General features: G+C 34.7%; 16 protein-coding genes. 9 read left to right on the forward strand and 7 right to left on the reverse strand.

Features of this window, described 5'->3' with window-relative positions; translation table 11 throughout:
• Positions 1-73: 73 nt before the first annotated feature.
• Positions 74-1,645, reverse strand: coding sequence for a murein L,D-transpeptidase (locus AB3G36_RS05150; protein ID WP_367756679.1), 1,572 nt, complete (start codon positions 1,643-1,645; stop codon positions 74-76).
• A 197-nt stretch (positions 1,646-1,842) separates the two neighbouring features.
• Here AB3G36_RS05150 and AB3G36_RS05155 point away from each other — a divergent pair, with 197 nt between their 5' ends.
• The 8 genes from AB3G36_RS05155 to AB3G36_RS05190 all read left to right on the forward strand — a co-directional run bounded on the left by AB3G36_RS05155 (position 1,843) and on the right by AB3G36_RS05190 (position 8,053).
• Positions 1,843-2,361 carry a nuclear transport factor 2 family protein gene (locus AB3G36_RS05155; protein ID WP_367756681.1) on the forward strand — a complete coding sequence of 173 codons (519 nt, stop codon included), beginning with the start codon at positions 1,843-1,845 and terminating at the stop codon, positions 2,359-2,361.
• A 215-nt stretch (positions 2,362-2,576) separates the two neighbouring features.
• A complete protein-coding gene (locus AB3G36_RS05160; protein WP_367756683.1) occupies positions 2,577-3,941 on the forward strand; it encodes an ammonium transporter in 1,365 nt (454 codons plus the stop codon).
• A 271-nt stretch (positions 3,942-4,212) separates the two neighbouring features.
• On the forward strand, positions 4,213-4,890 hold the full coding sequence (gene trmB / locus AB3G36_RS05165) for a tRNA (guanosine(46)-N7)-methyltransferase TrmB (RefSeq protein ID WP_367756686.1): 678 nt from the start codon (positions 4,213-4,215) through the stop codon (positions 4,888-4,890).
• 55 nt (positions 4,891-4,945) lie between these two features.
• Positions 4,946-5,584: a LysE family transporter gene (locus AB3G36_RS05170; RefSeq protein ID WP_367756687.1), complete on the forward strand. Its 639-nt coding sequence runs from the start codon at positions 4,946-4,948 to the stop codon at positions 5,582-5,584.
• Positions 5,585-5,626: 42 nt separating this feature from the next.
• The gene (locus tag AB3G36_RS05175; protein ID WP_367756689.1) at positions 5,627-5,953 is read left to right on the forward strand and encodes an MGMT family protein; all 327 of its coding nucleotides are present in this window, start codon (positions 5,627-5,629) and stop codon (positions 5,951-5,953) included.
• A gap of 194 nt (positions 5,954-6,147) precedes the next feature.
• Complete coding sequence (locus AB3G36_RS05180) at positions 6,148-7,275, forward strand: P-loop NTPase (RefSeq protein WP_367756691.1); 1,128 nt, start codon at positions 6,148-6,150, stop codon at positions 7,273-7,275.
• A gap of 53 nt (positions 7,276-7,328) precedes the next feature.
• Positions 7,329-7,568 carry a NifU family protein gene (locus AB3G36_RS05185; RefSeq protein WP_007137123.1) on the forward strand — a complete coding sequence of 80 codons (240 nt, stop codon included), beginning with the start codon at positions 7,329-7,331 and terminating at the stop codon, positions 7,566-7,568.
• 167 nt (positions 7,569-7,735) lie between these two features.
• A complete protein-coding gene (locus AB3G36_RS05190) occupies positions 7,736-8,053 on the forward strand; it encodes a ferredoxin (protein WP_367756694.1) in 318 nt (105 codons plus the stop codon).
• 29 nt (positions 8,054-8,082) lie between these two features.
• Here the strand turns inward: AB3G36_RS05190 and AB3G36_RS05195 are convergent, their stop codons facing one another.
• From AB3G36_RS05195 to AB3G36_RS05220, 6 genes are all read right to left on the reverse strand, one after another.
• On the reverse strand, positions 8,083-8,817 hold the full coding sequence (locus tag AB3G36_RS05195; RefSeq protein ID WP_367756696.1) for an SGNH/GDSL hydrolase family protein: 735 nt from the start codon (positions 8,815-8,817) through the stop codon (positions 8,083-8,085).
• 70 nt (positions 8,818-8,887) lie between these two features.
• Positions 8,888-9,670: a DUF3050 domain-containing protein gene (locus tag AB3G36_RS05200; RefSeq protein ID WP_367756698.1), complete on the reverse strand. Its 783-nt coding sequence runs from the start codon at positions 9,668-9,670 to the stop codon at positions 8,888-8,890.
• A 91-nt stretch (positions 9,671-9,761) separates the two neighbouring features.
• Entirely contained in the window at positions 9,762-10,940 is a 1,179-nt protein-coding gene (locus AB3G36_RS05205; protein ID WP_367756700.1) for an acyl-CoA dehydrogenase family protein, read from the reverse strand.
• A gap of 277 nt (positions 10,941-11,217) precedes the next feature.
• Positions 11,218-11,880: a tRNA1(Val) (adenine(37)-N6)-methyltransferase gene (locus AB3G36_RS05210; protein ID WP_367757896.1), complete on the reverse strand. Its 663-nt coding sequence runs from the start codon at positions 11,878-11,880 to the stop codon at positions 11,218-11,220.
• Between the two features lie 159 nt (positions 11,881-12,039).
• Complete coding sequence (rimM, locus tag AB3G36_RS05215) at positions 12,040-12,564, reverse strand: ribosome maturation factor RimM (RefSeq protein WP_367756702.1); 525 nt, start codon at positions 12,562-12,564, stop codon at positions 12,040-12,042.
• A gap of 14 nt (positions 12,565-12,578) precedes the next feature.
• Positions 12,579-13,136, reverse strand: coding sequence for a 30S ribosomal protein S16 (locus AB3G36_RS05220; protein ID WP_367756704.1), 558 nt, complete (start codon positions 13,134-13,136; stop codon positions 12,579-12,581).
• A 199-nt stretch (positions 13,137-13,335) separates the two neighbouring features.
• Between AB3G36_RS05220 and AB3G36_RS05225 the strand changes: the two genes are divergently transcribed.
• Entirely contained in the window at positions 13,336-13,815 is a 480-nt protein-coding gene (locus AB3G36_RS05225; protein WP_367756706.1) for a DUF6252 family protein, read from the forward strand.
• Positions 13,816-13,967: the final 152 nt, after the last annotated feature.

The raw sequence follows: 13,967 nt of genomic DNA on the forward strand, positions 1-13,967 counted from the left end.
TTCAAAAAAAATGACACTTCCTTTTCAGTAAAGGAGTGTCTTTTTTTTTTTTGGACCTTAAAAAGGAACGGTTTTATTTTACAAACAATAAAGATGCTAAGGCTTCGTCTCTTTTATAAACATCGTCATAAAAGTGAACCGTATTGTCCTCATCTACCCAAGCGGTAAAATAACCAATGTAAACAGGGATTTTATTTTTTAGTGTGTACCAAGATTCTACTCCGCTGTTCATTGCCTCTTCAATTTTTGCAGCATCCCATTTGGTATTGTTTCTAAGAATCGTTTCGGCTAGTAAATTAGGATTTTGTATGCGAATGCATCCATGACTAAAGGCTCTGTCCTCTCGGTTAAACAAACTTTTTGATGGGGTGTCATGCAAATAGATGTCATTAGAATTAGGGAATAAAAACTTGATGAGTCCCAATGAGTTTTTTGGACCTGGTTTTTGACGGACACTATTGTTGTGCCATTCCATATTGTGTTCTGCAAGGTAGTTTTCGTTTTTCTCAATCCCAGGAAGGATTTCTTTATCAAGAATACTTTTGGGAACATTCCAGTAAGGACTAAAGACGATGTATTTCATAGGCGCACTAAAAATGACCGTTTTATTCAGTGCTTTCCCTACAACAGCCTTTAATCGTAGCGCCGGTTTTCCATCTATAAAATAACTCAATTGGTAGGAAGGGATATTGATAGCAATAAATTCTTTGGCTTTAAAGATGTCATTCGAAATCCATCGGCAGCGTTCCATATTAATAGTAAGGGTTTTTATGCGTTCCGTTACAGGAATATTCAATTCTTTAATGTGTTTTTGTAAAATAATGGTGCTGGCAAAACTGCCCATTCTTTTTTTATATTTCAAGACGCCTTTAGATAATTCTTTATCGTAAATAGCGCTTTTGGAATCCGTATTAATATCGCCAGAAATAAATAGACGCTGCCTTATTTGGGCGATGACTTTGGCGCTGTCGCCTACTTTATAAGAAGTAACAGTAGAATCTATTGAAATCGTTTTCCAGCCTCCCTTTTTTTCCATTTCGCGGTATTTTTTTAATACCTTTTTTAATAGAAAATATTGGGCAATTAGCCCTTTTTCATTCTTGTTGATTAATCCAGGATTGGTTAATAGGGAATCTAAATAATTGACATACGATTGTTTTTTTCGAGGTAGATGCCATTCCATTTCTGTAGATTTTGTGGCGTCGAGTCCATGGTAAACAGTGTTGGTGTAATAGAAATACAAGGCGGAGTTTAATAACTCGGTTTCTATATTTGGCTTTTTCGAGTTCGTGGGATTGGCGTAAATTAAATCTACTTCGTCTTTATATGGAACTGAATTTTCAATTCCTTCCTCTTCGAGAGTGTTGATTTTATTATTCAACAGATTACCAAATTCATTGACGCCACTTTTGTCATACCAAATATAATGGTACTGGTGTTTGCGATATAGTTGTAGTACTTCGGCTTGGTAGTCTTTCAGTTTAGGGTGTTTCTCAAAAAAAGTTTGTACTAATGTGCTGTCAAAAGGAGAGGCAAGGTCATCCGTAATAATAGCAATGGATTTGTATTCTTTTTTCTTGCAGGATAGGATTGTAAGGAAAAGAATAGAAGCCATAAGGGCAAATGAAAAGAATAACTTTCTCATACTTGGGGACTTTCTTGATAATAGGATGCTGTAAAAATAAGTAAAATTGTATTCATTTGAAGTTGCTATTAGCGCATTAAGGACTAATATCCAAAAAATATATAATAATGGTCAATTATGTCAGTTTTGATTAATAGCTATTATTTTTTCCACAGTTAAATTAGATATTCCTATTTTTGATAAAAATCAAATTTGTTATGAAAAATACAATGGTACTATTTTTAAGTTTTTTATTGTTTGCCTCTTTTACAACAAACAGTCCAAGTCAAAATAAAGAGAAAGACAAAATTAATTGGATGCTGAATTCATGGCACAAAGCTGCTGCTGATGCAAAATATGACTCTTATTTTAGTATGATGACTGCTGACGCCATTTTTATTGGCACAGATGCTACCGAGAATTGGAATAAAGCTGATTTTAAAGTGTGGGCAAAACCTTTTTTTGATTCAAGGAAGACGTGGAATTTTACAATGTTGGAACGTCATATTTATTTTGATGAAACGGGTAAAACAGCTTGGTTTGATGAATTACTGAATACACAAATGAGAATTTGCCGCGGTTCAGGTGTTTTAGTCAAAATAGGAACGGAATGGAAAATAAAACAGTATGTTTTGTCTATGACTATTCCAAATGATGATGTTGATGCTGTAATTAAAATAAAAGCACCTATTGAAGATGGATTAATTAAAAAGATATTGGAAAAAGGAAGTAAATAGACTCTTTTAAATTGGATGTGAATTTAATTTAAACATAATTCTCAAAAAAGGGCTCAAATTACGGTCGTAAAATCAAGTACTCGTATTGAACGGTACTATAAATTATTAATTTGACTTAAATCAATTCTTGCTCCCCTCTTTAGCTCTGTTTTTTTAATAAAATTCAATTTTTTTTTACCTTTGCCCCCTATTTTGAAAGGGTAAATTAAATTAAAATGAAAATTGAGAAACGCTGGGTTATTTCGTTTATAATTATAAGTATTGTTTGTATTTCTGGAGTTTTATGGCCAGCAGTAACCGAAAAGAATCCTGTTCTATTGCAATTTGGAACTATGGATCAAATTGTTCCAGCTGATGTTGCTTGGATGTTAACGTCCTGTTGTTTGGTTTTAATCATGACTCCTGGATTGTCTTTTTTTTATGGAGGAATGGTAGGAAAGAAGAATGTAATATCGACCATGTTGCAAAGTTTTATTTGTTTGGGAGTTGTTACGTTGTTATGGGTTGTTGTGGGATTTAGCTTGGCTTTTGGTGAACCTATGGGAATACATATAGGTACCGGTTTTTATAGTTTTGTAGGTAACCCTACCACTTTTACCTTTATGGATTATGTGGGTGTTTTACCACATAAAAAGATTGCTACTACGGTCCCTTTTATGTTGTATGCTTTGTTTCAAATGAAGTTTGCAGTAATTGCACCTGCAATTATTACAGGTTCGTTTGCGGAGCGGGTTCGTTTTATCTCGTATCTACTTTTCATATGTTTGTTTACGCTGTTTATTTATGCTCCATTGTGTCATGCGGTTTGGTATCCTACCGGAATTTTGGGTTCCTTTTTTGGGGTAAAAGATTTTGCGGGAGGAACGGTTGTACATATGAGCGCAGGGTTTGCTGCACTAGCAGGAGTAATTGTTTTAGGTAAAAGAAACAATAGCAATCATGTACCTACCAATATTCCTTTTGTATTATTAGGAACGGGAATGCTGTGGTTTGGTTGGATTGGTTTTAATGCAGGTTCTTCCTTAGAAGCCAATGGAGTTGCAGCAATGGCTTTTGCAACGACTACTACAGCCTCTGCAGCAGCCATGCTAACTTGGATTTTCTTTGATCGAATTAATGGTAGAAAAGTTTCGGCATTGGGTGCTTGTATTGGTGCGGTCGTTGGTTTGGTTTCCATTACGCCAGCAGCTGGTTATGTATCAGTTCCAGAGAGTATGTTTTTTGGATTTATTGCAGCGATAGTTTCTAATTTTGTGGTGCATGCTAAATTTCTAAATAGAATTGATGATACCTTAGATGTATTTGCTTGTCATGGTGTTGGGGGAATTATGGGAATGATTCTTACTGCTATTTTTGCTCATGGTGAAGAGGCTAGTTTACTTCATGGCGGTTGGGGTGTTTTTGGGCATCACATGGTGGCTTTAGTACTGGTGTCAATTTTTACTTTTTTTGGTGCGTATATTTTATTCAAAATTACCAATAGAATTATTCCTATGCGTGTTTCTGAGGAATCAGAAATTATTGGTTTGGATTTATCGCAACATGACGAAACCTTGTTTCCAATTGAATGCACTGAATAATAGGGTTTAGTTTTCTAAACCAACTTCTCGATACAGTATAGGTTTTTTGTCGTATTTACCTATTTTAAGTCAAATTGTGACTTTGATTGTAATTGTAGTTTGCAACTGTCATTATTTATTTTTTTACTTAGATTGTTATATAAGCAGTTTAAATAAGTACAAAAGGTATCGAGAAGTTTTTTTGTAATTGAAGTTAACGAGGTAAATAATCGGTTTCGAATTACTTCGGTCTTATATATTTCCTTAATTTTGCGCAAATATTCAAAAAATCGTGGGAAGCAAAAATAAGTTAAAGAGATTCAAGGAAAACGAAACATTTACAAATGTTTTTCAACCAACAAGGGAAGAGGTAGTAGGAGATTTGTTTCCTTTAAAGGGGAACTGGAATACTGAATTCTTTAAGAATGACAATCCTTTAGTGCTGGAATTAGGTTGTGGTAAAGGAGAATATTCCGTTGGACTAGCAGAAAAATATCCAAATAAAAATTTCGTTGGAATTGATATTAAAGGAGCTCGTTTTTGGCGTGGTGCTAAAACGGCTGTAGAAACTGGGTTGCATAATGTGGCGTTCATTCGTACACAAATAGAACTAATCAATCATATTTTTGCCGAAAATGAAGTAGATGAAATTTGGATTACTTTTCCAGATCCACAAATAAAATACAAGAGAACAAAACACCGTATGACGAATTCGGAGTTTTTGCAATTGTATAAAAAAATACTTAAAAAAGACGGTGTTGTCAACTTGAAAACGGATAGTGAATTTATGCATGGATACACACTCGGTTTGCTACATGGAGAAGGGCACGAAGTATTGTATGCCAATCATAATGTTTATGTAAATGAGGGAAGTCCAGAGGAAGTTACTGCTTTTCAGACCTTTTACGAAAAACAATATTTGGAAGTTAACAAAGCAATTACGTATATTCGATTTAAAATTAAAGAATAATAATACGTTTTTTGCCGGAATAGGTAACCCATTTTGAATGTTTGACAACCAATAAATGAATTTTATTTTACCCTTATTTTTAGGATTTATTACAGCAGTTATAGGGATTATTCCGCCGGGATTAATCAATATGACGGCTGCCAAAGTGAATCTAAAAGAGGGGAGAAGAAATGCCTATTGGTTTGTTCTTGGGGCTATAATTATCATTTTTTTTCAAGCCTATCTAGCGATTCTATTTGCTACTATTATAAATATACGTCCAGATATTGTCATTTTGTTCCGAGAAATTGGGTTTGGTATATTTGGTGCTTTGACGGTTTATTTTTTATGGATAGCCAAAAAACCAAAAATCAAGAAAGCTAAAATTGACAAGAAAAGTAAAAAGAAACGTTTCTTTTTAGGGATGTTATTATCTGCTTTGAACTTTTTTCCCATTCCTTATTACGTTTTCATCAGTATTACATTGGCATCTTACGGTCTTTTTACCTTTGATACGCTTACTATTTTTACCTTTGTCAGTGGTGTAGTTTTGGGTTCTGCTTTTGTTTTTTACTGTTATATTCGTTTCTTTCAAAACATTGAAAATAAGGCGGATTATCTGTTAAAAAATATGAACACGATCATTGGTAGTATTACTGGTGTTATTTCTATCATTACCTTGTTTAATATTATAAGATTTTATTTAGAAAAATAAAGAAACAACCTAAAAGTACCTTTCTTATTACCCCATAAAGTCATGTCAAACGATAATTTTTTTGAACGTGTTTATGCTGTTGCTAGACTTATTCCTTATGGGAGAGTAACCTCTTATGGTGCTATCGCAAAAGCATTGGGCACAGCTCGTTCAGCAAGAATGGTGGGATGGGCCATGAATGCGTCGCACAATATGGAGGATGTACCTGCGCATAGAGTGGTGAATAGAAAAGGATTGCTTACCGGGAAATTCCATTTTGACGGAACGAATCTAATGCAGCAGTTGTTAGAAAGCGAAGGGATTCAAGTAATCGAAAATCAAATCATCGAGTTCGAAAAACATTTTTGGGAGCCCGAGGTCCTAAGATAGTTAGGATTGTTTCATTTTTCTTTCGAGAAATGGTGTTTTTTAAATCCATAACTACAGTTAATCTGCGCATCAATAAATGCAATACAAAAACCTTTAGAATAAGAACTTAATCCGTTATCTTTGTAATCTGAAATCAGTTTAAATAAAGATAATATTCGGGTGCTAAAACGCCTTTGGAAAACAATAAACTAAAAATGAAATTAGACAGGAAAGATATTCTGAAAGCTTTAGAAACAATTACTATAGCTGGAGAAGGAAAAAACATGGTGGAAAGTGGAGCAATAGCAAATGTAATCACTTTTGGCGATGAGGTAGTAGTGGATTTAGTTTTACATACACCTGCAATGCACATAAAAAAACGTGCTGAAGACGACATCAAAAAAGCAATTCTTGAATTGGTATCTGCTGAAGCAAAAATAAAAATCAACAGTAAAGTAGAGGTTCCAGACAAACCTGAGATAAAAGGAAAAATGATTCCTGGAATAAAAAATATTATTGGAGTAGCTTCTGGTAAAGGGGGAGTAGGAAAATCTACTGTTACGGCAAATTTGGCTGTTTCTTTGGCCAAAATGGGGTTCTCAGTTGGTATCCTTGATGCTGATATTTACGGACCGTCTATGCCAATCATGTTTGATGTAGAAAACGAAAAACCAATTTCGGTTACTATTGACGGGAAATCAAAAATGAAACCAGTAGAAAGTTACGAAGTAAAAATACTTTCTATAGGATTTTTTACGGCACCAAGTCAAGCAGTAATCTGGAGAGGTCCTATGGCTTCAAAAGCATTAAACCAAATGATCTTTGATGCTGATTGGGGAGAATTGGATTTCATGTTAATCGATTTACCTCCAGGAACAGGAGATGTACACCTTTCTATAGTGCAATCATTGCCTATTACAGGAGTGGTGATCGTAAGTACACCGCAAGCTGTAGCTTTGGCTGATGCTAAAAAAGGAGTTTCCATGTTCATGTCTGAAGCAATAAATGTTCCAGTATTGGGTATTGTGGAGAACATGGCGTATTTCACACCTGAAGAACTTCCTGAAAATAAATACTATATCTTTGGTAAAGAAGGAGCTAAAAACCTTGCTGCCGATTTAGAAGTGCCTTTCCTTGGAGAAGTGCCTATCGTACAATCGATTCGCGAAGCGGGTGATTACGGTCGTCCTGCTGCCATGCAAACAGGATCGTTAATTGAGTCTGTTTTTCAAGAAATAACACGTAATGTAGTTCAAGAAGTAGTGAGTAGAAATGAAAATTTACCAGCTACTGAAGCAGTTAAAATTACGACTATGGCAGGTTGTTCTGCAGTAAAAAAATAAAAAATTAGACTATTTGAAATGATTTCTAATCTTTCAATCTTTAAATAAAGAAAATGACAACAGAAGAATTAACAATAGAAGTTCAAAAAGCACTCGAAGAAATTAGACCTTTTTTGAATTCAGATGGTGGCGACATAACATTGATTTCCATAGAGGAAGACAAACATGTCAAAGTTAGACTGGAAGGAGCTTGCACTAGCTGTAGTGTAAACCAAATGACGCTTAGAGCAGGAGTGGAGACGACCATCAAGAAGTTTGCGCCCCAAATTGAAACTGTTGTCAATATCCTATAATTTTTTTGGGCATGTCCCTTTTCATAAAAAAGGCTAATCCACTTTGCAGTGATAGGCCTTTTTTATGAAAACGGTCGGGCTATACGCGCTACTTTGGTAGCTCGCTTCTATCCCTCATGCAAACCCTATAACACACAACTAACTAACTTATAACTCATAATTTGTTTATGGATGTATTAATAAAAATCAAAGATAGAGAAGGAGTAGTGCATGATCTGCAAGCTCCTACTGATATGGCCATGAATATCATGGAACTGTGTAAAGCATACGAACTTCCAGTAGAAGGAACTTGTGGCGGAATGGCCATGTGTGCCTCATGTCAATGTTATGTTCTTAATGACGTTGCCTTGCCAGAAATGGGAGATGATGAAGAAGCGATGTTATCTGAAGCGTTCTATGTAAAACCAAACAGCCGTTTGGGTTGTCAAATCCCAATCACTGAAAGTCTTGAAGGTTTAGAACTGGAGTTGGCTCCAGAAAGTTAATATAAAGTCCCGATAGCATCGGGACTTTTTTATTTTTTAATGGCAGTAATTGCTTTAGGTAAAATACGTTCTACAAATTTAGAATAAGCGAGCTGAGATGGATGTAGTCCGTCTTGTGCTACAAGATTGGGATCGGTTAATCCTTCTCGAGTGATGTCAGTAATGTTAATGAACTCAATCCCATTGTCGATGCAATACTTTTTTGCAAAAGCATTGTAGGCGTCGATTTCAGTTGAAATCCGACCTTGATTGCCTGTTTGTTGACCAAACGGAGTGTAAGCATAATCCGGTATAGACACCACGATCACCTTTGCTTTATCACCTTTTGCGTAAGCAATAGCTTTAGTAACTAATTCGGGAAACTCCTTTTCATACAAAGCAAAAGGCCTGTTTTGATATTGATTGTTTACGCCAATTAATAGTGTAACTAAATCATACGTTGAAGGAGGATTCTGGGAATCAATTGTCGAAAGTAAATTGGAAGTGGTCCAGCCCGTTTGTGCGATAATCGTTAATGGGTAGGAATTAGTTGGATTTGTATTGCTCAAGTTTTTCTTGAGTTGTTCTGGAAATCGACAACTTTCACATACGCTTTGCCCTATCGTGTAACTGTCGCCAAGGGCTAAATAGCTATAGGATTTCCCTTCTGTTTGTGAGGAAGGGGTTGCTATTGGTGTTGTTTCTGTGATAACAGCTTCGGTGCTGCAACTTGCTGCGAAAAGAAGGGGTAGAAACAGAACTAGTATTAGAATTTTGTTTTTCATTAGTTTGAAAATTGGGATTAAATCAATTCTAATACTAGTTACGTTGTTCTGCTTTTATTGGTTTTAAATTTTAAGCCATTTCTACTTTCATCTTAATTGTTTCTTCTATGGCATCCCATAGACCGATTCTCTTTTCTAAAGCTAGTATTGATACTTCTTCTACATCGGCCCATTTTTGAGCATCGTCACCACAAAGTTCGGTAATCATTTTCATCGCCATTGGACCGTGCTCATCGGCATCTAATTCGATATGTCTTTCAAAATAATAAATCAATTTGCTTAGATCAGTGTCTGGGAAATTAGTTTGAAAGTTTTTTAATATTACGGTAAACATATTCGGAATCAAATCTTCTCTTCCAAAAGTAAAAGCGGCAGCAATTTCATGTGGTTTTCCTTCTTCAATAACACGAAATGTAAAGTCGAGAAATGCTTTTATATTAGGATGTAAGTTGCTTGTTTTTATCGCGACAAAAATGTTTTGTAAGGAATTTAACTCAGTTAAAAAATTGTCAATTTCCATTGTATTGGCGCCACAATCTTTCATGGCTTCTATGTACATTTCGTAATGACTTTGTCTGCGACCATCTAACGTCAAATCAGATTCTTCGGCAAGTACAATTTCATTAATTAAATATCTTGTTTCAGGATTTGGTGTGGCAAACCAAGGCGTAGTAGTGCAGGTTAACTTGGATTGTAATGCTTTTAATAAGGACATAAAATCCCAAACAGCAAAGACATGGTTTTCTAAGAAACAATGTAATTCAGTAATTGTTTTTACTTTCTCGTATAACGGGTGTTGTAATAATATTTTTTTTTGAGGAGTAATTGTGTCCTCGATATGCTGAATATTCATAAAATTTATTTTGGGTGTAAATATAAAAAAGCTTCTTGTTTCCAAGAAGCTTTTGCTATCAATTTTATAAATACTTTAATAGTTTTTCACATTATTTAAATGCTGGAATTCCAGTAATATCCATTCCTGTTATCAATAAATGAATGTCATGTGTTCCTTCGTAAGTAATTACTGATTCTAAGTTCATCATGTGTCGCATGATGGAATATTCTCCAGTAATTCCCATTCCGCCAAGAATTTGTCTCGCTTCACGAGCTATGTGAATAGCCATGTCTACATTGTTTCTTTTAGCCATTGAGATTTGAGCTGTAGTTGCTCTTCCTTCATTTCTTAAAACACCCAATCTCCAAGTCAATAATTGCGCTTTTGTGATTTCAGTAATCATCTCGGCCAATTTTTTTTGTTGCAATTGAGTTCCAGCAATAGGTTTGTCAAATTGTATTCTTTCTTTGGCATAACGCAAAGCCGTATCATAACAATCCATTGCAGCACCAATAGCGCCCCAGGCAATACCATAGCGAGCAGAGTCTAAACAACCAAGTGGGGCTCCCAATCCAGATTTGTTGGGTAATAAATTAGCTTTAGGAACTTTTACATTATCAAATATTAATTCACCAGTAGCTGATGCACGTAGTGACCATTTGTTATGTGTTTCAGGAGTAGTAAATCCTTCCATTCCGCGTTCAACTATTAATCCATGTATTCTTCCTTCTTCACTTTTTGCCCAAACAATAGCAATGTCTGCAAAAGGGGCATTAGAAATCCACATTTTGGCACCATTTAATAAATAATGGTCTCCCATATCTTTAAAGTTGGTGATCATGCTTCCGGGGTCAGATCCATAATTAGGTTCTGTCAATCCAAAACAACCAATGAATTCACCAGTCGCTAATTTAGGAAGGTATTTCATTCTTTGTTCTTCGTTTCCGTATTTCCAAATAGGGTACATAACTAAAGAGGATTGAACTGATGAAGTAGAGCGTACTCCTGAATCACCTCGTTCTATTTCTTGCATGATTAATCCGTATGATATTTGGTCTAAACCTGCACCACCATATTCCACAGGGATGTAAGGGCCAAAACCACCAATTTCACCTAAACCTTTTACGATTTGTTTCGGAAATTCCGCTCTTTGCGCATATTCTTCAATAATAGGAGAAACTTCTTTTTTTACCCATGCACGTGCAGAATCACGGACTAGTTTATGTTCTTCTGTCAATAAATCGTCTAATAAGTAATAATCTGGCGCTTGAAATAAATCTGGTTTCATAGGTAGCTTTTATTTGTTTAGTAATTAAATAGCGTTTATGTACCTTTTGTAATTCTTTTTTAGAATGGATCAAATGGTAATTTTAAAAAACAAATTTACGCAAAGAAATATAACAAAACCATTATAAATTGTTATATTTTTATATTTGAATAAAAAAACAATCCTATATAACATTTTATAGTATTGGAATGGTAAGAATTTGAAAAAACAACAAGTTAAAAGCATTTTCTGAATAAGAAAAACTAACTTTTGTAATGGAGAAAAACGAGGTTTTGAATTACATCTTCAAATAAAACTCCTTTGTTAATTCAATGTATTCAGGTGTATATACATGTCTGGCTGTTTCAATGATTAATTCGTCGATAGGAAAATCAGAAATTTCGTTTCGTGTAAAAGCCATCAAACTGCGTTTAACTTCTGTAGTAGGTGTTCCTTTGACACGGGTGATTTTCATAGGATACAATTCGCTTTCTTTGGCTAAAGCCAAAAAATTCGCTTCTTCTTTAAAAGGAATGATGATAGATAAAATTCCGTTTTCAGAAAGTAATAAGTCGGCTGCTTCTATTAAATCTTCAAAAGGCATCGCATCTTGAAAGCGTGCTTTATCTCTTTGGTCAGTTTCGGTTTTATAATCTTCACTATAAAAGGGAGGGTTGGAAACGATTAAATCATATTCGTCTTCCGGTTCTTCTATGAATTCATCTAAGCCAGCATGAAAACAGAATAAGCGATCGCTCCAAGGGGAGTTTTCAAAATTATCAACCGATTGTTCATAGGCTTCTTCGTCAATTTCCAAAGCGTCAATCTGTTCTGCTTGACTTCTTTGTGCCAGCATTAAGGCAATTACACCTGTTCCTGTTCCAATGTCTAAAATGCTAAAGGGATTGTTTTCAATTGAAGTCCAGGCGCCCAGTAAAACTCCATCGGTGCCAATTTTCATGGCGCAACGGTCTTGTTCAAGAGAGAATTGTTTAAAGGAAAATTTAGTCAAACCATTGATTTTTTAATAATTAAACCATTAAGATATTAAGGCTCATTAAGTTTTTTTCTTAATTTTCTTAATCTCGTAATGGTTCAAAAAATAATTATGGAAAATATTTTAAAGGTACATTTCGATCAAACCTTCAGGAAGGTCCATGATGACTTTTTTATTCTCACGATCAATTTTTACAAGAAAATGATCAATCATAGGAATGAGAATTTCTACATCACCTTTGAGAACTTCAAATAAAGGTTGAGCAGTAGTATCGTTTATGGATTGGATGTCTCCAACATAACCTAAGCGTTTGTCTTCCACTTCAAAACCAATTACTTCATGGAAATAGAATTTATTACCGGTAAGTTTTGGCAACATTTTCAAAGGAAGGTATAGGTCATTTCCTAATAAGGCTTCCGCTTCTTCTTCTGTATTTACATCTTCAAAACGAATTCTAAGAAAATCGTTTTTGTGTAGTGAGCTATTTTCAATAAAAAAAGGAACCAAGTGTTTGTTGCATTCAACAAACACTGATTCCAAGTTTTCGTATAACTCAGGCTCATCCGTGTCTAAATAGGCAAGAACTTCCCCTTTGAAACTAAATTTTTTAGCGATTTTACCTAAGTAGAAACAATCTTCTTTACGCATCGTCGCTTATAAAATTATGCTTGAGTTTCTTCGTTGTTTTCTTCAGCAGCAGGAGCTTCTTCTTCATTTGAAGCTTCAACTTCTTCAGCAACTGGATTTGCTGCAGCAATTGCGTCAGCTTCTGCTTGTGCAGCTGCAGCTAAACGTTTTGCATTTACATCTTGTTCTGCTTTGAAAGCTTTTGCTTTAACATCAGCTTGTGCTTTAGTTAAACCATCTTTCTTAGCATCAACAGTTCCGTTTTTTGCTTCTAACCAAGTAGCTAATTTTGCATCAGCTTGTTCTTGAGTTAAGGCACCTTTACGAATACCACCATCAAGGTGATGTTTCAATAAAGCTCCTTTGTAAGAAAGAATTGCTTTAGCAGTATCAGTTGGTTGTGCACCATTGTGCAACCATTTCACTGCGCTATCAAGGTTTAAGTCGATAGTTGCTGGGTTTGTGTTTGGATTGTAAGTACCGATTTTCTCTAAGTATTTACCATCTCTTTTTGAGCGAGCATCTGCTGCTACAACCCAGTAAAAAGGTTTTCCTTTTTTACCGTGTCTTTGTAATCTAATTTTTACTGACATAATCTTGTATGATTAAATTTTGAGGTACTCGACCTCTGTTAATTAAGGGTGCAAAGATATTAAATTTATTTGAAATAACTAATAGGTTGTTATTATTATGAAAGAGAATGCTTTAGGTCTTTTTTAATGGTTTTTTTGGTTCCTAATTCTGTTTTTTAATGTATAATGTTATACTTTTGTTTGTTTAAAGACGCATTTTATGAAAAAACATTTTCTGTTTATTATCGTGCTATTTTCCGTTATATCTTGTCAAGAAGATATAAGGTTTAATAATCCTTCTTTTCAAGGAGTAAAAGACAACGTTTTTTGGCGTGCTATCCAAACGAAAGCATCGTTAGGCGCTAATGGGTCTTTGATTATTGAAGCTTACTCTGGAAATGAAGTTGTTACTTTTAAAACAACATCTAAGTTGCCTCAAACTTACCTTTTAGGAACTAGTTCTTCTAAAACGGCTACTTATGTCTTAACAGATAGTAATGGGTCTATTACGTTTGCCACTGGTTCTGGAATTGGTGACGGTCAAATTAAGATTACCGAATATGATGCTGTAAGTAATACCGTTTCGGGGACTTTTAAATTCAATGCGGAAAATATATACAATAATCCGTTGGCTGGACCAGTTTTAAATTTCCAACAAGGAGTTTTTTATAAGATACCTATAACTACAACAGTCCAGTAGGAGTAGTGGGAGGTTAATTTTAACATACACTTTAGGGTTTAGTTTTAGTAGTTTGTTTTTTTTTTAAATCAAAATAAAAACATAAATAAGCTAATTTATAGTTGTTTAGAAAAAAATTAGACTACATTTGTTGCAATTATTATAAATAAGTA

The organism is Flavobacterium sp. WC2430, assembly GCF_040822075.1.
Classification (GTDB): domain Bacteria; phylum Bacteroidota; class Bacteroidia; order Flavobacteriales; family Flavobacteriaceae; genus Flavobacterium.

Bases quoted from the DNA above. Each gene is read 5' to 3' on its own strand.
- rimM (WP_367756702.1), bottom strand. From the start codon at position 12,564: ATGCGTAAAGAAGATTGTTTCTACTTAGGTAAAATCGCTAAAAAATTT.
- AB3G36_RS05180 (WP_367756691.1), top strand. From the start codon at position 6,148: ATGAAATTAGACAGGAAAGATATTCTGAAAGCTTTAGAAACAATTACT.
- AB3G36_RS05205 (WP_367756700.1), bottom strand. From the start codon at position 10,940: ATGAAACCAGATTTATTTCAAGCGCCAGATTATTACTTATTAGACGAT.
- AB3G36_RS05155 (WP_367756681.1), top strand. From the start codon at position 1,843: ATGAAAAATACAATGGTACTATTTTTAAGTTTTTTATTGTTTGCCTCT.
- AB3G36_RS05225 (WP_367756706.1), top strand. From the start codon at position 13,336: ATGAAAAAACATTTTCTGTTTATTATCGTGCTATTTTCCGTTATATCT.
- AB3G36_RS05175 (WP_367756689.1), top strand. From the start codon at position 5,627: ATGTCAAACGATAATTTTTTTGAACGTGTTTATGCTGTTGCTAGACTT.
- AB3G36_RS05160 (WP_367756683.1), top strand. From the start codon at position 2,577: ATGAAAATTGAGAAACGCTGGGTTATTTCGTTTATAATTATAAGTATT.
- AB3G36_RS05210 (WP_367757896.1), bottom strand. From the start codon at position 11,880: ATGAAAATTGGCACCGATGGAGTTTTACTGGGCGCCTGGACTTCAATT.
- AB3G36_RS05220 (WP_367756704.1), bottom strand. From the start codon at position 13,136: ATGTCAGTAAAAATTAGATTACAAAGACACGGTAAAAAAGGAAAACCT.
- AB3G36_RS05150 (WP_367756679.1), bottom strand. From the start codon at position 1,645: ATGAGAAAGTTATTCTTTTCATTTGCCCTTATGGCTTCTATTCTTTTC.
- AB3G36_RS05190 (WP_367756694.1), top strand. From the start codon at position 7,736: ATGGATGTATTAATAAAAATCAAAGATAGAGAAGGAGTAGTGCATGAT.
- AB3G36_RS05185 (WP_007137123.1), top strand. From the start codon at position 7,329: ATGACAACAGAAGAATTAACAATAGAAGTTCAAAAAGCACTCGAAGAA.
- AB3G36_RS05195 (WP_367756696.1), bottom strand. From the start codon at position 8,817: ATGAAAAACAAAATTCTAATACTAGTTCTGTTTCTACCCCTTCTTTTC.
- AB3G36_RS05170 (WP_367756687.1), top strand. From the start codon at position 4,946: ATGAATTTTATTTTACCCTTATTTTTAGGATTTATTACAGCAGTTATA.
- AB3G36_RS05200 (WP_367756698.1), bottom strand. From the start codon at position 9,670: ATGAATATTCAGCATATCGAGGACACAATTACTCCTCAAAAAAAAATA.